The organism is Clostridium estertheticum (assembly GCF_026650985.1).
GTDB classification, from domain to species: domain Bacteria; phylum Bacillota; class Clostridia; order Clostridiales; family Clostridiaceae; genus Clostridium_AD; species Clostridium_AD estertheticum_C.
In genome coordinates this window covers 642,946-664,130 of record NZ_CP086239.1, presented here as the reverse complement: position 1 = coordinate 664,130, position 21,185 = coordinate 642,946, and the positions used below count along the sequence as shown (strand labels likewise).

Sequence of the window (21,185 nt, the reverse complement as noted above, 5' to 3'; positions counted from 1 at the left end):
ATCCTAATATTTATCACTCGTAATGTGTTAGGTGTGTTTTATATTTCATAAACTTTACCTTGCACCTGTTCTTTATCTCCTCTTATTTGAGGTTTAATCCATATCTTATTGCCACTTTTGTATGTTCTCCAATGACCCCTAACAGTCCACCCCAATATATGCCTTTCATATTCTCGTTTTTCTTCTTCAGTAGGTGGTTGAATATAGTCTGTATTAAATGTTATTATTGTTTGTTTCGTAAGCTTTACTTTTGGTTTTTTACCGCCTCTTTTATCCTTTTTAGATTGTGTTTTATGCGTATGAATCTTAGTTTGTTTGATAATATGTTCTTCGTTAAATGCTAAATATGAATAAATAAGAGATATAACTAATAAGTCTTGTGTTGCACAACTATTATAAAAGTTTAATCTATCAGCACTAATGTATGCATCCTTATTTATAAATTCAATATCTGTTATAGGTTTTTTTAATATTATTTTTTCTTTATTTCTTTCAAAATCTATCTCAAATCCATATATATATTTAGGCTTAATATTACTGTCATTATCATAGCAATATATATTAAAATCATTACTGTTTTTATAAATTAAATTACTTTTATATAGAATTACTACTTCCTGAAATGGGTCTTTTATTTCTTTAAAATTTATTTTTAAATACTCAATATTAGTTGTATACCATTTACGTAAGTTTTCTATTTCTTTTTCTTCAATGCTAATTATATCTAACTTTTCTAAATGTGTTAATGTTAGCTCTTTCATCTTCATCCCCCAATTTTTGTTCATTTCCCTCATTCTCCTCTTTTTTATAATTAGCCTTGTACCTTTTTTCAAAAAAATAATAAGACTGATTCATATTCAATAAAAATTTTACAATAATTTAACCTACAAGCAACTTCTAATATCGCAATAGGAACACTACCCCTACAGAATATCGGCTTGATTTAAATTATTATATTAATTCTTAAAATCTATGTATCAATCTTATCTATTATAAATCTTACCCATTTGTCAGGTAAAGATTTGCTATTCAAATTATTATTTATTTCGTTTAATTTGTTTGTTTTGTTTCTACAATTTCTATAATAGCATATAATAATTTTCATTGCAACATATTTTTCTAATCTTTCCTTCATTTCTCACATTCTCCTTCTTCATTTTTATTATTTATTAAGGTTGCTACCCTTTAATAAGCTATAAATTCCAACATGGTAAACTTTATTTCATATGTTTTCGTTTCCCATAATTCCATTATACTATATTCGTATAATTTGTCAACTATTTCGTATATATTATTTTTATATTGAATATTTTGTACGAATAGTGTAATATATATATACGTGGAGGTGTTATTAATGATTAAAATGAAACTTCATTTGAAAATGGCTGAAAAAAGAATAACTCAATCTGAACTTTCAAATATAACTGGCATACGGCAACCTACTATATCTGCATATTATAACGATACATGGAAAACTATATCAAAAGAACATTTAGACACATTATGCGATTTTTTTAATTGCAAAATTGAAGATTTAATTGAACAAATACCTACTCTAAACAGACAAAGTACTATATATGATTATATTGAAGGCGATAAAAAAGACTAGCTTTTTAACGAGCCAGTCTTTTTACTATTTATGTCAATGTTTATTATTTTCTTTTATGATTTCCTTTATAAATATATGTATAATATATGCATATAGCAAATCAAATGCATTTTTTATTTTTAATGAACTTTCATATATTTCTGCTACTGCTAATTGACAATCATATTTCTGCATATCATATGATATAAAAGATGTAGATGCTAATATAATATCATTTCTAAATATACCATCTTTCCTCATCTTCTTATAAATATTGTATATTAAGTCATCACTATCATAATCATTTCTATTATTTAATTCACCTCTCCAAAACACATCTTCATTTTTTTCTCGTCCTAGTATGTCATTTAAAATCGATATTTCAATGTAATCCAAAGACATCTGTTCAAAGTCATTATATTCTCTTGAATAACCTTCAATTATCTTAATATTATTAAAATTTTCAACTTCATCAATCCACTTAAATCCCTTTTCTTTAATTTCTATGCCATTCTTAATCATTATAGATAAATATTCCAAATGCGTAATATAACAATCTTTATATTTCCATTTTTCATGCATTTTTATGATATTTCTATATTTATCGGGTATTTTATCCATGAGTATTCTTTCTGAATCCACGCTTCTCCAGTCCAATTTAACACTAGCATTTCCTCTATTTAGTGATTTCAATCCAAAATTATTAGTATAAGCATATTCTATATCTTTGCGCATAAAGCTAGGACACTTATAAACAGGTATATAAACTAAATCCTCTTCACTAAATTCATTATAAATTTCTTGTAACTTGTGGTTAGTATGATTACCTGCTCTTAAACGAGTAATATGCTGACCAAACCTTGTTTTTAAATTTCCTGCTTCACCAACATAACACCAATCAGTTGATGGACTATAAATTATATATACTCCACTATCTCCCTTCTTTATGCCCAAGTCTACGGTCAATCCTATTTTATCCTTAAATTCTTCTATCTTAAACCTTTTGTGTGGGTTATTCATAACTCGAATCACATCCTTTTTCTTTATTATACCTCTGATTTATCTTTAATTCGGCTTATACTAACATATAACTTTATAATTCGCAATAAGAGGCTATAATAATACAAAATGCTCTTATTTACTCCCGTTTTGTATCTTTTTAGTTTCAATCCATTTTTAATTGTTCTGATAAATTTGCTTGTGATTTAGTTAGAACGAAATAATTTCGTTCTAGCTTTTTTATATACCAGTCTGTACCCCAAACACGTGACCTCATATTGACACTAGAATCAATATAAAAATTATTAGGTATAAATATATAGCGTTAATTTTCTATCACCTTAGAAATGATTTTACAGTGTTCCAGATGATTATTTCATAATATAGTTGTGCATGATGGACAACTATTATACCTCTACAACAGTATTCAAACCTCTATATTTGACTTGTAAGACACTTTAGGGATTAATAGATAATGTTGTTAGTTAGATTATAGTGTGTGCGTAGGGAACACATCCCCATATTGGAATATATATTATCACTAATATTATATAGTAATGATGGGTAAAAAAAATAATGAGCTTATCAATTCTGCTCATTATTTGTAATTATTCATTTTTTAATTAATCCATTATTTATATAGCCCATCATCATCAATATTACAGCTATAAGAATAGATAGCACTGCCGTAGTAAAAAATCTACTTGGTATTATATAACTCAATCCACTCAACAGAAAAATTATAATTACTGAAATGTTTTTGAGTTTATTTCTTCGTTCTTTGCTTTTTATTCTCTTATTAATATTATCTACAGGAGAAAAAATATAAACAAGTAAAATAGAACTAATTAATACTACTATTGAAGTGAGAATATTTATTGTTATATATTTACCAATAAAAATTATTACGCAGAAAGTTAGAAAACTGATAAAAAAACATCCCCAATAAGTCTTTGCATGGAACCCACCTGAAAACAATCTTATTGGACAGAAAAACATAAATGCAACCATGTAATATTGTTGCAATGAAAACAAATGAAATATAATATAATACGGAATAATCTTAGTAACTTCATCAAAAAAACAGAGTAATCCATATTCCATTTTTTTTAATTCTAAGTCTGTAAATTGGGAATTTGTTTTTGAGATTTCTTTTACTATACAACAGATTAATTTATTCATTGTTCTATATCCTCTTACATCTTAAATTCCACTAGAAATTTGGTTTTTCCCGAAACACGTTCTACAGATATGTACCCATTATTATGCTCGACTAATTGTTTAGTAATATATAACCCAAACCCATGATCACCTTTTCCCTTAGTTTTTGTAGAATATCCCTTTTCAAAAATTTTGTTTATTATTTCTTTAGGAATATCATTTCCATTATTTGATATTTGAATGCAAAACTTGTTATCATCTAAGAAAGTGTTAATAGATATTTCTTTATTTTCATCCAACGCTTTTAACATTAATGCTTCAAATGCATTATCTATAATATTACTAATAATACTTATTAATTCGTCTTCCCTAATTTTCAACAAATTAAAGGATTCATCAATTATCACATTAAAATCTATTTTATTTTTCATTGCATAGTTATTTTTTATTGATAACAATCCATCGATATAATCATTTCCTGTATTTAGATATGTAAATGATGTATGAATTGTATCCGAAATTTTTGATACATATTCTTTTATTTTCTCAACAGCATTCGGTTTGTTTAAACAACATAATGCTTGTATAACATTGATATGGTTAGCATAATCATGTTTTTCTTGTCTGATGATGCTCATTATTTCTTCCATATTAGAAATTTGGTGCTTTTGAATTTTATATTTGTTATTTATATTTATCATTTTCTCTCTTTCTTTTAAGTATAGAACTGCAATTATTGAAAACACAAAAAATATGCTGTAAATTAACATATTATATATTTTATTACTCTTAATGTCTAATACACTAAAAATTAAAATGTATATAAATAGATTGAAGATACCAATTTGTATTAGAAATTCAGAGAAAAGAGATTTTTCCTCATTAAGCAATATATCTTTAAAATATACATCGAATTTTAAAAGTAATATAACAATCACTATTTGTAGGAATTTGCATAAAATAAGGAAGATAAATAAGTATTTATTAACTGCTAAAATTTGATTTAAATTCATTTTAAGTAAAAATATTTCAATGAACTGAACAAAAGTTTCTGTAGTGAAGATTATTGTAAAAAACAGAGAAAATATAATGGTAGATAAATAAAGACTTATTTTTGTAATCAATTTTAATAGTAGAATAGAAACCACTATATTAGTCAGTGTATGATACAAATTGTTTACATAAAATGTACTTAAAGAAGTAGCACAAACGTATAATATACAAAACAGTCCTGATTTTAATTTATTTGTTACTATATACTTTTTCTGGTTAGTTAAAGAGCTAAAAACTCCTAATAATAATAATAATGCTTCTAAAATATCAAGTATTATTTCTCTAGTCATGTCATATCTTCTCCTCAATAAAGTATTGACTCTTTTGAAGTATTGTGCTTATAGTATTTCCCCAAAAGAGCCAATATTTTTATAGCAAAAATTCGTCTGGACAATTAGGCTGATGCGAATTAATTAATGATGTTGGAACAATAGCTAGTGATCCAACAAATAATGCTACACATCCTATCATTTTCATAGTTTTATGAATAAGTTTTTTCAAAAGAAACCCTCCCTTTTAATAAAATTAATAATTTACATTATTAGAATAAATTATTTGTTAATAATTAAATATTCTACATAACTTTCCATATTCCTTCATAACTTAATAAATATTTACAAAAATAAATAATATTCATGTTAGATAAAAAGTTACATTATAGTTTTACGTTGATTTTATCAATTTCATCTAAATAATATTTAGCAATATACTTGTCCAATTTTTGACTTAATTTAATAACTTCGTCATTAATTAGACTATCCCTTTTAGATATTAAGTTTTCTAAACTCTTTCTAAGTAAATTAATCTTTTCATTCATATTATTCACCCATTTCATAAAATTTACTATATAATAATATTATTACATTTTAAAACTATATACAACATATATTTCTAAATTATACTATATTTAAATAAAAACCATTATAAATACTTAACCATTTATAATATTAGTTTACTCTATAACATATTAATTAAATTAGTTATTAGTTTGTAATTCTTTGGCTATAATGCTTGTCCTAACTCTATCATAATAGAAGTCCTATATTATATAACGTAAATGTCCTATCGTGTGATATAGCATTATATCTTACATGTTTTAATACGTGTCCATCAAAACGACACTTGTAATTACCTTTAATTAGTATTCATTATTTGCAATTTGTAGATTTTATCTCAATAAATATTAATTAAAAATAATTATAAGCACGACAAAAAGACCTACATATTTGTATGTCTAAATTTTTCCATAATTAATAAACCTAATTATCTTTTATTTTTTGAAGATAAGGGTTATAATAATTTTAGTTGGTGATTTATTTATATGTCCAAATTAACCTATATTAGAGTATAGATTAATAACTCTTTGGGGGAATCCTTATTTTAGGAAGCCCTTTTTTTTATTTTAATCCCATCCTAGTAACTTCTTCTCTAGTTCATCAAAATCATATTCCCGTTGCTCATAATCATTAAACGCACTTCGTTTTTTAGCATATTTAGGCTTAGTAAATTTACTTTTTAACTTATTAACTAACTTCTCAGTTTTTACTTGCATAGTTTTTTTAACAAGTGTATATAAATTACTTATACTTCCTCTACGTTTTGATATAATTAATCCTTTTTCCTTGAGTATTTTTAGATTTCTGCCTATAGTTTTAACACTCTTATTAAGTTTCTCAGCGAGATATTTAATGCTAGGATAACAAGTATCTTTTTCTCCATATGCCATTGACAGCATTAGATTATAAAGCCTATAAGCACTGTCTGGAAGGTCTGTATCTATTATCAAGTTGTTATCTATAATCGTATAATTAGTCATATTACTTACCCGCCTTACGCATATTTTCTAAAGGACTAAATGCTTGATAAGTTTTTCTAATATCATCATCAGTTAAATCTAAATATGCAGATTCCGTTATTTTTACAGAACTATGTCCTAATATTTGGGATAAAGTATAAATGCTCCCACCTGCCATAAGAAATCTTTTTGCAAAATTATTTCTTAATTGGTGAGGTGTAATATCCTTTAGTCCTATCCGTAATCCATAATCTTTTAATTTTTTTTCAAATGTTCGCATCATAACAATATTGCCTTTTGTGCTACAAAATAGTACATCCGATTCAACATATCTATCTTTGTACTGCAACCATCTTCTTAATTCCTTTTGCATAATCGGACTGAAATATACATATCTGCTTTTCCTACCTTTTGTATTTTCAGATTTTAATAATATTGCTCGATTATTTATATCTATATCCTCAACCTTAATTGCTAGACACTCGCTAATTCGCATACCACTATCGAGTAATAACATAACACAAATATAATCCCTGTATTCATGAAATTTAGTAGTATCTATATGCCTTAACAATTCTCCAAATTCTTTATCTGTTATAAATTGCTTAGGTTTTCTTTCATTTTTAAATTGTTTAATATTTTTTACTACGTCTTTTTTTATTACACCCTGCTCTTTTGAATAATTAAAAAACACTTTAATATTCCTAATATAATTATTTACTGTGGTAATAGATACTTGTTTTCCATAATCTCCTCGTGCTTCAGGAATATTACCTTTTAAAGTTTTTTTATCTATCACTACCGTATATTTACCTCTGTTTTTTATATATACAACATACTCCCTAATATCCTTTTCCGTAATTTTATTAACGTCTTCTATATTTTTTTCTTCTTGCAAATATTTAGAAAATAACCTAAGTGTTTGTTCATAACTCATCATTGTTTTTTGTGATAAAATTTTAGATTGACAATAATTCATAAATTCATCAATGATATACTCAATTTTTTGCATTAAAAAAAACCCCCTCTATTTCATCCATAAATAGAAAAGGTCTATTGATTATCTTTTAAGAACTTATACACTTTTTTTATACAATTAACCATATTTTTATGACGCTATTTGTACAGTTTATTGCTTTTCAATTACCTCTTAACCGTTTATATAAGCCATTTAACTAACCCTATTTTGTAATCTTAGCTTATCAGCAACCATTGCTATAAATTCGCTATTAGTTGGTTTACCTTTAGCATTATGAACGGTATAACCAAATATTTTGTTTATAGTTTCAACTTGACCACGTCCCCATGCTACTTCTATAGCATGTCTTATTGCTCTCTCCACCCTGCTAGCAGTAGTATTAAACTTTTTAGCAATAGATGGGTATAATTCCTTCGTAACTGCAGATAAAAGTTCAATATCATTTACTACCATAGTAATTGCTTCTCTTAAATACATATATCCCTTAATATGGGCTGGCACTCCAATTTCATGTATTATATTTGTTATTTCAGCTTCTAGATCCATAGGTTCATTCCGGTTGCTTTTCCTAGCTTCCGTTGTATCAATAAAAGAAATTGATTTTTTACTATTATCACTAGAAATCGTATTGTTAAACATTTGCCTTATTCGTTTTGTGAAAACTTCCATATCAAAAGGTTTTACTACATAATAATCTGCTCCAAGCGCTATAGCCCTTTGTGTTATTTTATCTTGCCCCACTGCAGATAAAACTATTATTTTAGGTATTGGATTAAGATCCATACTGCCTAATCTTTCAAGTACCCCAAGACCATCTAAATGTGGCATTATTATATCCAATACTACTAGATCAGGTTTTCTCTCTTTTATTAGCTTAAGAGCCTCTATTCCATCTTTTGCAATACCTGTAACCATAATATCTCTTTGGCTTAGCAAATAATCATTTAAAATATTACAAAACTCTTTATTATCATCTGCAATAAGCACACTAATTCTTGGTTCTTCCATATTCTAACTCCCCTTTATAAATGAATTCCCATATCTTAACAAATATTAATTCGACAAAAGAATTACAATTCCTTCTTATATTAAAAAAAATATTACAAATAAATGATAAATTATCATTTATTTGTAATGTATAGGATAACATATGCTACTCTATATCTCATTATATCTATTTTACCTCTTTTTTTTAGATAATGCTAGTTATTTTGATAAAATGCCTGCATCTTTCAACATCCACTCAATGTATATACCATATCCAACGTCAGGTTTATTAATTAAAACATGAGTAACCGCTCCAACAATTTTATTGTTTTGAATTATTGGACTACCACTCATACCTTGCACTATGCCTCCTGTTTTCTCTAAAAGTCTAGGATCTGTAATTTTAATTATCATGCTTTTTGAGCCTGGTATATCTTGTGGCAATAGCTTTTGAATTTCTATTTTAAATAATTCCGGCTCATTACCATTAATAGTAGTTAAAATTTGTGCTTCGCCTTCTTTTATCTCATTTCTAAGACCTATTTTCATAGGTTTATTAAATTTATTATTTATAAGACTTTTAGTTCCATTACCAAATATACCACATTCTGTATTGTTTATTAATTGACCTTTTATTTTGTTTTCATCTATAAAAAGGCCTCTTAACTCTCCCGGTGTTCCTTTCGTACCTTTTTTTATAGAAACTATATTAGATGATATTATTACACCATTATTAATACTTAATATTGTTCCAGTATCAGAATCTGTAATTGGGTGACCTAAAGCTGCAAATTTGTTAGTTTTACTATCATATAATGTTAACGTCCCAACGCCCGCAGTAGAATCTCTTACCCATAACCCAATTTTTTGTTTACCATCTGTGGAATCAATAGTAGGTTTAACCTTTATATCAAAAAGCTTGGAACCATTTCTACGTTGTATTTTTAGTGTAAGCTCCGGATTTTTTTCTTTATTAACAAATCGACTTATATCCTCGGCGTGATTTATAACAATATTATTTATTTCTATAATACTATCTCCTATTTCTACACCGGCATTTGAAGCAGGACTCTGTGTTTTACCCTTAATACCATCAATATCAGATAAAGCCACTACTAAAACGCCCTTAGTATTTAGTTTAACACCAATTGGTTGCCCTCCTGGATAAACCATTATATCTTGATTTTCCGTTACAAAAGTTGATTTCGCTTTTAACATCTTATCTGTATCTTCTTTTGATTTTTTGTCTTTTTCAATTATATAATGATTTGAAAGAACATTATTTGTATTTACTTTTGCATTTATAATGTTTTTAGAATATAAAGTTTGTATTGGTTTGTCAAATGCAGAAACAGCTATACTTTGACTTTGGTAGCAAACACCTAAAGCAATTATTAGTATTGGTGTTATAAGTAAGCAAAATATATTCAATCTTTTTTTCATAAGCTTTATCTCCTTTTCTCTTATAGTTATAAATTTAAGTTACCCTCACAATCTCATATTATGCTATAATATTAATTCAAAAACAGTCAAAGACATAGATTCAAAACTAAATTATGATAAATTAAAAAAATTCTTCTGTATTTCAATTATTTTATATATAATACAACATTGAACTATTTCATTAAATTTGATTATAATATTACCCACATTTAGAATTTTATAAGATTTTTATAAATTATTAAAAATAACAAAGTTTATAATTCCAGTAACTTTAAAAACAAAAAAAATAAAGTCACATATAATGACTTTATTTTTCCCTTTTATATAAATATTTATTACTATATTCTTATAAAAATCAAAACTATTTTTTCTTTCGATCATTAGCCAAATTTATCATTTCCTTAGAATTTTCTAATGTTAATTTAGTAACCTCTGTACCACCTATCATTCTAGCTATTTCTTGTTGTTTTTCATTATCATTCATTCGTATAATATTAGTATATGTTTTATCATTTATAACATTTTTGGATATTAGATAATTTATATCTGCCATACTAGCTATTTGAGGCAAATGGGTTACGCAAAAAATTTGATGGTTTAATGATATTAGATACATTTTTTCTGCAACACATTGCGCAATCCTGCCACTAATGCCAGTATCTATTTCATCAAATATAACAGTGGGTATTTCATCCTTATCCACGAACACAGTTTTAAGTGCAAGCATAATACGTGATAATTCTCCCCCAGACACTATTTCTTCTAAAGGATTTAATGGTTCACCTGGGTTGGTAGCTATACAAAATTGAACTTTATCGCAACCATTTTTATAAAATTCATCTGTAAGCTTTACTTCAATAAAAAATTTACTTTTTTCAAGTCCAATATAATTAAGCTCATGTTTTATTTTATTTTGAAGATTTTTCGCTGTCTCACATCTAATTTCATGAATTTCATTTGCTATAATCCTCATTTCACCCTCAAGAGCTATTTTTTCTTTTTTAAGAGAAACGATTATTTCACTACTATTAGTTAATTCTTCATACTCAACATCAATTTTATCTCTATATTCATAAATTTCTTTTATAGTAGGTCCATACTTCTTCTTACAATTATTAATTTGGCTTATCCTACTATTCATATATTCCAATTCTTTTTCATCATAATAAATTGACTCTTTTAAGTCTCTGATTTCTGTGATATTTTCCTCAATATTAAAATAACTTTCTTCAATAGAATCTGTAATTTCTTTTATTTTATCCATATGTTTTTCAATAGTTCGAAGTTCTTTTATGGCAATAGCTAAGTTATACAATACTGAGGGATTTTCCTCATCACTAGTGTATAATAATTGATAACTTCTTGATAAATGCTTCTCCAAGTTTTCAGAATTACTAACTATTGCATATTTTTCTAAAAGTTCCTCATCTTCACCAATTTTGAGATTAGCATTTTTAATCTCTTCTAACTGATAATTTAAAAAATCAATTCTCTTATCTCGTTCTCCTTCATTACCTTCAAGTTTAATAATTCTATTTTTTATACTAATCATTCTTGTATATTTGTCATTATATTCAATAATAGCAGTTCTGAGCCTCTCATTACCAAAAGAATCCACATAAAATATATGATTAGCTTTATCTAATAAGTTATGGTTATCATGTTGACCATGAATATCTAGTAGATTTTTACTAATATATTTAACTTTTGAGAGTAGCAATGATTTACCATTAACTTTAGCAATACTTTTCCCAGATTGAAAAGTCTCACGACTTATGAATACTGTATCCTCATAATCAATATCCATCTCTTCTAAAACATTCCTACTATTTTGGTTATCTATAGTAAAAATAGCCTCTACATAAGTTTTATTTTCCCCTGTTCTAATTAAGCTCTTATTAAATTTACCCCCTAATACATAATTTATAGCATCAATTAGAATTGATTTTCCTGCTCCAGTTTCACCTGAAAGAACATTAAAACCTCTTTCAAAATTGATGCTTAATTTTTCAATTAGGGCAAAATTCATAATATTTAATTGTAGGAGCATACTTATTCCTCCTATTCACTAATCATTTTTTTAACCTTTTGAATTATCTCTTTACAATCTTCTTCTCTTCTAACTAAAATAAAAACAGTGTTATCTCCAGCTACTGTACCTACAATCCCACTGAACTTCAAAGAATCTAAGGCTTCAGCTGCCGCAGCACCAGCTCCTGATATTGTCTTAAGCACTATAAATTTATCTACATTATCAACATACAAAACGGTTTGAGAAAAAATATTAACCAATTTGTTTGATAAAAAGCTATCACCCGGAGAACTAGTCGAATATATGTGAGTTCCATGTGCATTCATAACCTTAATTAATTTTAGTTCCTTTATATCCCTAGAAACAGTTGCCTGAGTAATATCAAACCCATTGTTTTTTAATTCTTGTGCTAACTGTTCTTGAGTTTCAACATCTTTAGACTGAATGATCTCAATTATTTTTGCATGACGCGATATCTTCATCTTTTTCTCCCTCACAATCTGCTGTTCTAGAAATTATTTTTTTCCTCAAAATACCAAAATAATTATAATCATTAAATTTAACTAATCTACATTTTTGATCTGAAACACTTACCAGTATTTTTTCATAACTATTTAGTTTTATTGCTCTTTGGCCATCTAATGTCAAAAATATACTTTCATGTTTACATTTTATATTTACAGTTATTTCACTTTTGCTATCTAGCACTATAGTTCTCATAGATAACGATAATGGACAAATAGGTGTTACCTCTATAACATCTAGGTTAGGATATATTATAGGCCCACCTGCTGATAGAGAGTATGCTGTAGATCCTGTTGGGGTAGCTATTATAAGTCCATCACCTGTAAAATCGATGTAAAACTTATTATCTATATGAAGTTCATATTTAACAACTCTCGCAAGTGTTCCCTTTGATACAACAATATCATTAAGTGCCGTATATTTTTCAAGTTCATTCCTATTTGGCAAAGTGCAATTAAGCATCATTCTATCCTCTACATAATAATCATCATTAATAAATCTTTTCATGGCAGTTTCAAATTCTAGTAGTTCCACACTAGATAGAAATCCTAAATTTCCAATATTCACTCCTAGTATTGGAATATTGGAGTTATTTAAATTCCGAGATGTTCTTAAAATAGTCCCATCTCCACCTAAAGCAACAATAATATCCAAATAGTTGTATTTAATATTTTCAAGTCCAATGGAATCTTTAAACACAAATATATTAGTATCATCTATATATTGGCTAATAATATTTTTTACATATTCACCGATTTTACCATCCTTGTCTTTAGTGGTATTTATATTAATGCCAATGTTTTTCATATTTCCTCCTTACCATTTTGTAACACACACTATAAATTATTCCCGTTTGAGACAATTTAAACTTCTATGGGCCTCACTAACTAATAAAGCTACGTTATCTTCAACATAATCAGCATAGTTATTTTTAGATTTAGTAAAATAAACTAGATACTCAATATTTCCATTAGGCCCTTTTATTGATGAATAATCAACATTAATAACCTTTACATTAAGGCTTTTAAGTAAATTTAATACTCCAACTATTACATCTATATGATCACTAGGTTTTTTAACCACACCTTTTTTATTTACTACACCTATGCCTACTTCAAATTGTGGCTTAAGTAATGCCACAACACTACCATCATTTTTCAATAAATTTAATAAATTAGGAATAACTTTTTCAAGCGATATAAATGATACATCAATACTTGCAAAATCTGCAAGTTCACAAATGCTCTCTTTATTTAAATATCTGATATTTGTTTTCTCCATAGAAACTACTCGAGAGTCACCTCTCAACTTATCATCTAGCTGATTTATTCCAACATCTATCGAGTATACCCTGCATGCTCCATGTTGGAGCATGCAGTCTGTAAACCCTCCTGTAGATGCGCCTATATCCAGGCAAACTTTATCATTAAGATCAATCTTAAAGGCATCTATAGCCTTTTGAAGTTTAAGCCCCCCCCTACTAACATAAGGGATGTCTTTACCAATAAACTCAATGCTAGATGTAACATCAATTTTTTTCCCGCATTTAGTAGTCCTAATACCATCGACAAATATATTTCCAGCAATAATATTTTCCTTTGCTCTTTCTCTTGAAAACAAAATGCCTCTTTCAACCACAATAACATCTAATCTCTCTCTATTTTCTATCATAAAAAACTCCTTAATCCCTACTAAAATGTAGTTAAACTAATTTTAAAATGCTATCAAAAATTCCATCCACATCTAGTTTATATAACTTATACAGTATATCAACTGACCCATGTGGAACAAATTCATCATTAAATCCTAAATTAATTACCCTCGCCTTCTTGTTCAATGAATTCACATATTCTAATACTAAAGAACCTAATCCACCATGAACTATATTATCCTCAATAGTCACTAAAGAGTATTTTTTATCTACAAGATCTAATAGTAGTGTTTTATCAATAGGTTTGATAAAACATGCATTAACTACAGTAGCTTCTATTCCCATATTCAATAATTTTTCTCTAACTAATATTGCATTTTGCACCATTTTACCTGTGGCTATAAATGCTATTTTACCACCGCCAAGCAGAGTCTCCCATTTCCCCCTCGTAAAGTCATTAATAGGAGACATTTTAACATTTGGGTTATCTCCACCTCTAGGGTATCTTATAGCAATTGGATAATCTTGCTTGACTGCAAACGTAAGCATTGTCTTAAGTTCTCCTATACATTTAGGAGCCATAATTGTCATATTTGGAATATGCGATAAATATGATAAATCAAATATTCCTTGATGTGTTTCCCCATCTTGTCCAACAATGCCTGCCCTATCAATTGCAAAAATAACAGGTAATTTTTGAATACATACATCATGTAAAATTTGGTCATACGCTCGTTGTAAAAATGTAGAGTAAACTGCAAAAATCGGTTTAAGTCCTTGTGAAGCCATCCCTGCAGCCATAGTAACTGCATGTTGCTCTGCAATACCCACATCGAAAAGTCTATTGCTAAATTTTTTTGAAAACGATTCCAATCCTGTACCTTCTGGCATTGCCGCTGTTATTGCCACTATATTTTTGTTTTCCTTTGCTAGAGTTACAATCTGCTCCCCAAATGCCTCAGAATAACTTTCCTTGTGACTACTACATAATTCTCCATTTGATGGATTAAATGGACCCATACTATGAAATTTATTTGGCTGCTCCTCAGCAAATTTATAACCCTTGCCTTTTTTAGTTATTACATGGATAATCACAGGTCCATCTGTTTTTTTTGCAAGTTTTAAAACCTTACTTATTTCTTTAATATCATGTCCATCTATAGGACCTAAATAAGTTATACCCATATTTTCAAATAACATTCCTGGAACCACTACCTGTTTAATTCCGTTTTTTATCTTTTGAATTGAATTAATCATTCCATCACCTACACTAGGGATCTTTCTAAGCGTAGAATTTATTTCTTTTTTAATTCTATTATAAGTTGGGTCAATCCTAAATTGACTTAAATATCTGGACATGCCTCCCACATTTTTAGATATAGACATTTGATTATCATTTAGCACAATAATCATTTTAGTTTTTCTAAATCCTATATCGTTTAATGCCTCAAAAGACATACCACCTGTAAGAGCCCCATCACCTATAACTGAAATGACATTATAGTCTCCCTTTTGTAAATCACGAGCCCTTGCAATGCCAGCCCCTGCTGAAATAGAAGTACTACTATGTCCCGCTTCAAATACATCATATTTACTTTCTTCTCTTTTCGGAAAGCCACTTAATCCACCATAATTTCTAAGTAGATCAAATTTATCTTTTCTTCCCGTAAGAATTTTATGTACATATGATTGGTGTCCTACATCCCATATTAATTTATCTTTATCAAAATCAAAAACATTATATAAGCTTAATGTTAATTCCACTACGCCCAAATTAGAAGCTAGATGTCCTCCCGTTTTAGAGACTTTTTCAATTAAAAAGTCTCTAATTTCCTTTGCAAAATCATCTAGCTCTTGTATAGTCATTTTTTTTATTTCATTTATATCATTAAAATTTTCTAGTATTTTACTCATATATCTATCCTCTTTTATAAAATATATTATTTCACCCACATTTATGGAAATATTATATCATATAATATTATTTAATTCAAAAGCTATTTCGACTATAAAACCCATTTAATGACATATTGAAATTGCTTAATAGTTAAAAATAGTTGTTTTATTTTTAATATTCCCTTCTCAATAAAGATTCCGTAATTTCTTCTAAATATTTAGTATTCACCTTAATTTGTTTTAATATTTTAAAACACTCCTGGGTTAAATCATTACACTTTTGCTTGCATTTTTCTAAACCATACATTGTTATAAAAGTAGTTTTATTATTAAATTCATCACTTTTTGTATTCTTTCCTAGAATAGCAACATCACCAATTACATCTAATATATCATCCTTTATTTGAAATGCTAGACCTAATTTATCACCATATTCTTTTAAATAACATAAATCAGTCTCATCAGCATTTCCTAGAGTTGCACCACATACTACCGCCGCTTTAATTAGTTCCCCCGTTTTGTTTTTATGCATATACAATAATTTTTCTTCTGATATTTTCATTCCTTCACTTAAGATATCACAAATTTGCCCAGCTATCATACCCTCTGCCCCAGAAGCTTTTGCTATAAGATTACTTGCCTTAATTGTGTTTAAATTTCCATCTAAACATTGATCTAGCATTATTACCATAGCCTCATTTAATAACCCATCCCCCGCGAGAACCGCAATCGCTTCTCCATAAATTTTATGATTTGTAGGTTTTCCACGACGTAAATCATCATTATCCATACAAGGCAAATCATCATGAATAAGTGAGTATGTATGAATCATTTCAAGAGCTGCAGCAAAAGGTAATATATCTCTATAATCTTCCTTATACATACCATATGTAAGAAGCATTAAAATTGGCCTAACTCTTTTTCCTCCGACTTTTATACTGTAACTCATTGCCTCAAAGTTTTTACTATCCTTTTCAGACTTACCTTTAAAATAATCATCTATCCATTTTTCTACAGACTCTCTAAGCAATTGTATATTCATTTTATCCCCTCTTTCCATTATAATTATTAAGTCACCTTCAGATACTTAATTCTTAGTCTATTCCACATTAGGCGTAAAATCTTTTTCGCCCTCATCTGTTAATATTTTTATTTTACCTTCTGTGTCATTGAGAATTTTATACAAATCGTTGCATAACTTGACGCCTTCCTCATAATTTACCATTGTTCCTTCGAGTGTTACTTCATTTGAATCCATCACTTCTACAATTTTTTCAAGCCTTTCCATCATAGTTTCATAAGATTCTTTTTTCTTTGCCATTATAACTCCTCCAAATTGCTTATATTAAATCTAGCAGTGCCATCCTTTAATGTAATCTTTACATATTTAATATTTCTTAAAATACTAATTTCACTAATAACCTCATTTTCATCATTTTGAAGCACTGCATACCCCCTGTTTAATACATTTAAAGGGTTATGTGCATTCATTAGAGCATTTAACTTTGAAAGTTTTTGCTTTTCCATTGAAATTTTTGCATTAAATTTATAATTTAAATTTTCTCTTAAGTTATCTATATGCGTATATTGGTTAACTATAAAATTCAAGGGATTATTTGCTTTCAAAGTTTTACTTAGTAAATTAATTTTATTATATTCTTTAGTAAACTTAAATTCCACAGTTCTTAACAAAAGTTCTCTAAGTGATTTAATTTCATTATTTAAATCTTTCAAATTTCTCACTGCTATTTCTGCAGCGGAAGATGGAGTTGGGGCTCTATGGTCGCATACAAAGTCTGCTATAGTAAAATCAGTTTCATGACCAATCCCAGTAATTATAGGGATCTTAGAATTATATATTGAATAAGCTAAATTTTCTTCATTAAATGCCCATAGTTCCTCAATTGAGCCTCCTCCTCTTGCAATAATAATTAAATCAACATTTTTTGAATTATTGAAGTATTTTATACCTTGCTCAATTTCAGAACTAGCACTTACTCCTTGAACAAGCGCTGGGTATATTAACATGTTAACATTAGAATTACGTCTTGTTGCAACATTAATAATATCTTTAACCGCAGCACCCGTTTGTGATGTAACTATACCTATTCTCCTAGGAAATGAAGGTAAGATTTTTTTATGTTCTTCATCAAACAGTCCCAATTTTTGTAATTTCTCTTTTAAATTTTGAAAAGCTAAAAACAATTGCCCTTCTCCATCCGTCTCCATTGAGTCACAATAAACTTGATATGCACCGCCCTTTTCATAAACCGAAACTCTTCCTCTAATTATAACATTCATGCCATCCCTAGGTATAATGGCAAGTTTCTGAGCCTGCGATTTAAACATTACACAATTCACTTTTCCAAATTCATCTTTTAATGAGAAGTATATATGTCCACTACTATGTAATTTTACATTAGACAATTCTCCTTTAACATTAGCATTATTTAATATAAAATCACTATCTATTACTTTTTTAATATACCCATTAAGGGCAGTTACTGTTATTACTTTAATAAACATTATCCCTCCACGAAGCGCAAGCATTTTTTATAAGCATCGTTGTAGTCATTAGTCCCGTTCCACCTGGAACTGGGGTAACAAAACTTGCATGATTAATAACATCGTCAAAATTTACATCCCCAGTAATTTTATTATCTATCATTGTAGTTCCAACATCTATAACAATTGCTCCATCCTTAATAAATTCACTTGTCACAAAGCCTGGTTTACCAATAGCCGCAACTATTATATCTGCCGTTTTACAAACTTCTTTTAGATTCGTTGTTTTTGAATGACATATGGTTACTGTTGCATCTTCATTTAATAACAATTGAGCTACCGGTTTTCCAACAATATTGCTTCTACCAATAACAACTGCATGTTTGCCTTTAATATGACATCCCGTATTTTTAATCATTTCAATAACCCCTAATGCAGTACAAGGAATAAAGCTTTTATCGCCCTTATAAAATCTACCCATATTTACATCTGTTAATCCATCAATATCCTTTTTATATGAAATTTTAGAAGTGATTTCTTTCTCATTTAGGTTTTTAGGTAAGGGTAATTGAATTATTATTCCATCTACGCTATTATCCTCATTGAATTTTTCTATAATATCTATGATATCCTTTTGACTTATATCTTCATCTAGTTGAGTACAAGTGTAGGAAATTCCCAATTTATTGCACAAGTTATTCTGACTTTTCACATATGATAAAGAACCTCCATCAGAGCCTACTAATATAGTTTTAATTGATGGTACTCTAAGTCCCCTATCAACGCCATCCTTTATGATATTTTTAATTTCATCTCTGTAGGTTTCAACTATTATCTTACCATTAACTCTAATTCCCATATTCTTCTCTCCTTTTATACATTTTAAAATATTGACTAGTACCAGAATATTTTAACATAATTTTAATTGTTTTTTTTAAAAATAAAAAACTAATCAGATATACCCCCTCAGATCTTGCATTACAAAGCCAATTTAGTACCTAATAGTTAATGGCTATCAGATGTTCCAAAGGTTAAGTAAGTCGCAATGTAGGCTAGTATACTGACTAGTTATCTTATTACTATTAATATATTAAATCATCTTCGCGAGTATTCCATTTATAAATGCTGGAGAACTATCCTCACCATATTTCTTCGCTAGTTCTATTCCTTCATTTACAGAAACCCTATTAGGTATTTCTTCCTCATATAATATTTCATATGTACTTATTCTTAATATAGCCAAATTCATTTTTGATAACCTAGCAAGTTTCCATTTAATTAAATATTTTTCAATGTTTTTATCAATATCTTTACCATTTTCGTGAATACCAGCTAACACCTTCGTTATATATGACATATCAAGGTCACTTAAATCAACATCAGTGTTCTCTTTAAAATTCTCAATTATATCCTCATATTTTTCTTTGTTTATTGACATTTCAAAAAGTAATTTCATTGCTGTTTCTCTCGACTTTCTTCTATTCATTAGTAATCCTCCTAATTTTTCCATACTATATTATACCTTATCATAAGAATAACAAACATATAAATAAACACCCTCCGATTAGAGAGGGTGTTTATTACTATGCTTCTATTTCCTCAAGCTTTTCTGTTTTAGGTAATACAACATTTTGAACATACACATTTACTGCTGATACTACTAGTCCCGTCATAAGCTCTACGGATTTTTTAACATTTATTTGTGCTTTTTCAGTTACTTCTGGAATTTTAATACCATATTCAACTACAACGTGTAAATCAATTATTGCACTATTTTCTCCAACATTGACTTTAACGCCTTTAGATAAATTTTTCTTTCCACTTAATATTTGAGTTATTCCACCAACAAGACTTGCACTCATTCCAACAATCCCCTGTATTTCAGCAACAGCGAGTCCCGCTATAACACTAACTACATCCTCAGATATTTTAACAACACCCATTTCAGTTTCATTTAAAATTTTATCTTCCATAGTAATACCCCCTTATTTAACTTAGGTAAAACATGATAATGCTATATTTATTATAGCAGATAAATATTTTTTTTACAAATATTATTGTTTAATCTTAACTTCAATTTTTTCTAATTTTGTTTTACTCATGACAATATCTTTAATGCTTCGAAGCTGTTCATCTGTAAGTTGTTTTTTATCAGTTTTAATTACTACTTGAACTTTGTCATTCACTATACTACACATTGATTCTTCAAACCCTTGAGCTTTTAATGCTAGTTCGATGTCTGATTGATTCTGAGCTGCCATCGATATGTTTAAGTATTGTTTAGCTGCAGTTGCCTTTTGATCTTTTGGAGTATTGGTATCATCAATTAAAGTTTTAATAGTTTGAAGAGTTTTATCATTGTCTTGATTTCTTGATAATTTTGCTTCTACAAAATAAGTTGAAGCAGTTGAAGCAGTTTTGGTGTCTTTTAAAGATATTGCACTTTTCTCATTACTAAAGTCACTGTCATTTACATACAATGGACCATTCACCTTCGTTGCAAGATACCCTGCAAACACAATAAGCACTACCAACGTAACAATTATACCTGACTGTTTTTTATTCATAATA

The 21,185-nt window shown here is 28.1% G+C and carries 24 protein-coding genes; 1 reads left to right on the top strand and 23 read right to left on the bottom strand.

The features are described from left to right. Positions 1-38 precede the first annotated feature (38 nt). Positions 39-785 (bottom strand): hypothetical protein, encoded by a 747-nt coding sequence (locus LL038_RS03365; protein WP_216120048.1) that lies wholly within the window; start codon positions 783-785, stop codon positions 39-41. A gap of 185 nt (positions 786-970) precedes the next feature. After that, complete coding sequence (locus tag LL038_RS03360; RefSeq protein ID WP_216120049.1) at positions 971-1,135, bottom strand: hypothetical protein; 165 nt, start codon at positions 1,133-1,135, stop codon at positions 971-973. Between the two features lie 219 nt (positions 1,136-1,354). Between LL038_RS03360 and LL038_RS03355 the strand changes: the two genes are divergently transcribed. Continuing rightward, positions 1,355-1,609: a helix-turn-helix domain-containing protein gene (locus LL038_RS03355; protein WP_216120050.1), complete on the top strand. Its 255-nt coding sequence runs from the start codon at positions 1,355-1,357 to the stop codon at positions 1,607-1,609. Positions 1,610-1,642: 33 nt separating this feature from the next. On the opposite strand, the gene LL038_RS03350 is transcribed toward LL038_RS03355, so the two are convergent. The 21 genes from LL038_RS03350 to LL038_RS03250 form a co-directional block, all read right to left on the bottom strand. Then, positions 1,643-2,608, bottom strand: a complete 966-nt coding sequence (locus LL038_RS03350; protein WP_216120051.1) for a GIY-YIG nuclease family protein — start codon at positions 2,606-2,608, stop codon at positions 1,643-1,645. A 591-nt stretch (positions 2,609-3,199) separates the two neighbouring features. Then, complete coding sequence (locus tag LL038_RS03345) at positions 3,200-3,769, bottom strand: accessory gene regulator ArgB-like protein (protein WP_216120052.1); 570 nt, start codon at positions 3,767-3,769, stop codon at positions 3,200-3,202. Between the two features lie 14 nt (positions 3,770-3,783). Further along, positions 3,784-5,091 carry a sensor histidine kinase gene (locus tag LL038_RS03340; protein WP_268055985.1) on the bottom strand — a complete coding sequence of 436 codons (1,308 nt, stop codon included), beginning with the start codon at positions 5,089-5,091 and terminating at the stop codon, positions 3,784-3,786. Between the two features lie 79 nt (positions 5,092-5,170). Then, positions 5,171-5,302, bottom strand: coding sequence for a cyclic lactone autoinducer peptide (locus LL038_RS03335; RefSeq protein WP_309245051.1), 132 nt, complete (start codon positions 5,300-5,302; stop codon positions 5,171-5,173). Positions 5,303-5,456: 154 nt separating this feature from the next. Next, the gene (locus LL038_RS03330; protein WP_216122519.1) at positions 5,457-5,618 is read right to left on the bottom strand and encodes an aspartyl-phosphate phosphatase Spo0E family protein; all 162 of its coding nucleotides are present in this window, start codon (positions 5,616-5,618) and stop codon (positions 5,457-5,459) included. Between the two features lie 585 nt (positions 5,619-6,203). Further along, entirely contained in the window at positions 6,204-6,617 is a 414-nt protein-coding gene (locus tag LL038_RS03325; protein WP_216122516.1) for a helix-turn-helix domain-containing protein, read from the bottom strand. Between the two features lies 1 nt (position 6,618). Then, positions 6,619-7,608: a tyrosine-type recombinase/integrase gene (locus LL038_RS03320; RefSeq protein ID WP_216122514.1), complete on the bottom strand. Its 990-nt coding sequence runs from the start codon at positions 7,606-7,608 to the stop codon at positions 6,619-6,621. 159 nt (positions 7,609-7,767) lie between these two features. Beyond that, positions 7,768-8,583 (bottom strand): sporulation transcription factor Spo0A, encoded by an 816-nt coding sequence (spo0A, locus tag LL038_RS03315; RefSeq protein ID WP_216104747.1) that lies wholly within the window; start codon positions 8,581-8,583, stop codon positions 7,768-7,770. 198 nt (positions 8,584-8,781) lie between these two features. Continuing rightward, positions 8,782-10,005: a SpoIVB peptidase gene (spoIVB, locus tag LL038_RS03310; RefSeq protein WP_216122512.1), complete on the bottom strand. Its 1,224-nt coding sequence runs from the start codon at positions 10,003-10,005 to the stop codon at positions 8,782-8,784. A gap of 361 nt (positions 10,006-10,366) precedes the next feature. Further along, the gene (recN, locus tag LL038_RS03305; RefSeq protein ID WP_216122510.1) at positions 10,367-12,055 is read right to left on the bottom strand and encodes a DNA repair protein RecN; all 1,689 of its coding nucleotides are present in this window, start codon (positions 12,053-12,055) and stop codon (positions 10,367-10,369) included. Between the two features lie 11 nt (positions 12,056-12,066). Further along, positions 12,067-12,519, bottom strand: a complete 453-nt coding sequence (locus LL038_RS03300; protein WP_216122508.1) for an arginine repressor — start codon at positions 12,517-12,519, stop codon at positions 12,067-12,069. After that, positions 12,488-13,369, bottom strand: coding sequence for an NAD(+)/NADH kinase (locus tag LL038_RS03295; RefSeq protein WP_216122506.1), 882 nt, complete (start codon positions 13,367-13,369; stop codon positions 12,488-12,490). The genes LL038_RS03300 and LL038_RS03295 overlap by 32 nt, the downstream gene beginning before the upstream one ends. Positions 13,370-13,405: 36 nt before the next feature. Further along, a complete protein-coding gene (locus LL038_RS03290) occupies positions 13,406-14,233 on the bottom strand; it encodes a TlyA family RNA methyltransferase (RefSeq protein WP_216122504.1) in 828 nt (275 codons plus the stop codon). Positions 14,234-14,264: 31 nt separating this feature from the next. After that, positions 14,265-16,127, bottom strand: coding sequence for a 1-deoxy-D-xylulose-5-phosphate synthase (gene dxs, locus LL038_RS03285; protein ID WP_216122502.1), 1,863 nt, complete (start codon positions 16,125-16,127; stop codon positions 14,265-14,267). Between the two features lie 154 nt (positions 16,128-16,281). Then, the gene (locus LL038_RS03280) at positions 16,282-17,151 is read right to left on the bottom strand and encodes a polyprenyl synthetase family protein (RefSeq protein ID WP_216122499.1); all 870 of its coding nucleotides are present in this window, start codon (positions 17,149-17,151) and stop codon (positions 16,282-16,284) included. A 57-nt stretch (positions 17,152-17,208) separates the two neighbouring features. Continuing rightward, positions 17,209-17,430, bottom strand: coding sequence for an exodeoxyribonuclease VII small subunit (locus tag LL038_RS03275; RefSeq protein ID WP_216122496.1), 222 nt, complete (start codon positions 17,428-17,430; stop codon positions 17,209-17,211). Continuing rightward, positions 17,430-18,635, bottom strand: a complete 1,206-nt coding sequence (gene xseA, locus LL038_RS03270) for an exodeoxyribonuclease VII large subunit (protein ID WP_216122494.1) — start codon at positions 18,633-18,635, stop codon at positions 17,430-17,432. Before xseA ends, LL038_RS03275 begins: the two co-directional genes overlap by 1 nt. Beyond that, on the bottom strand, positions 18,625-19,473 hold the full coding sequence (locus tag LL038_RS03265) for a bifunctional 5,10-methylenetetrahydrofolate dehydrogenase/5,10-methenyltetrahydrofolate cyclohydrolase (RefSeq protein ID WP_216122492.1): 849 nt from the start codon (positions 19,471-19,473) through the stop codon (positions 18,625-18,627). Before LL038_RS03265 ends, xseA begins: the two co-directional genes overlap by 11 nt. 231 nt (positions 19,474-19,704) lie before the next feature. Beyond that, entirely contained in the window at positions 19,705-20,100 is a 396-nt protein-coding gene (gene nusB / locus LL038_RS03260) for a transcription antitermination factor NusB (RefSeq protein WP_216122490.1), read from the bottom strand. 97 nt (positions 20,101-20,197) lie between these two features. After that, positions 20,198-20,587 (bottom strand): Asp23/Gls24 family envelope stress response protein, encoded by a 390-nt coding sequence (locus tag LL038_RS03255; protein WP_071613307.1) that lies wholly within the window; start codon positions 20,585-20,587, stop codon positions 20,198-20,200. A gap of 81 nt (positions 20,588-20,668) precedes the next feature. Then, positions 20,669-21,181, bottom strand: a complete 513-nt coding sequence (locus tag LL038_RS03250; protein ID WP_216122488.1) for a SpoIIIAH-like family protein — start codon at positions 21,179-21,181, stop codon at positions 20,669-20,671. Between the last annotated feature and the right edge of the window lie 4 nt (positions 21,182-21,185).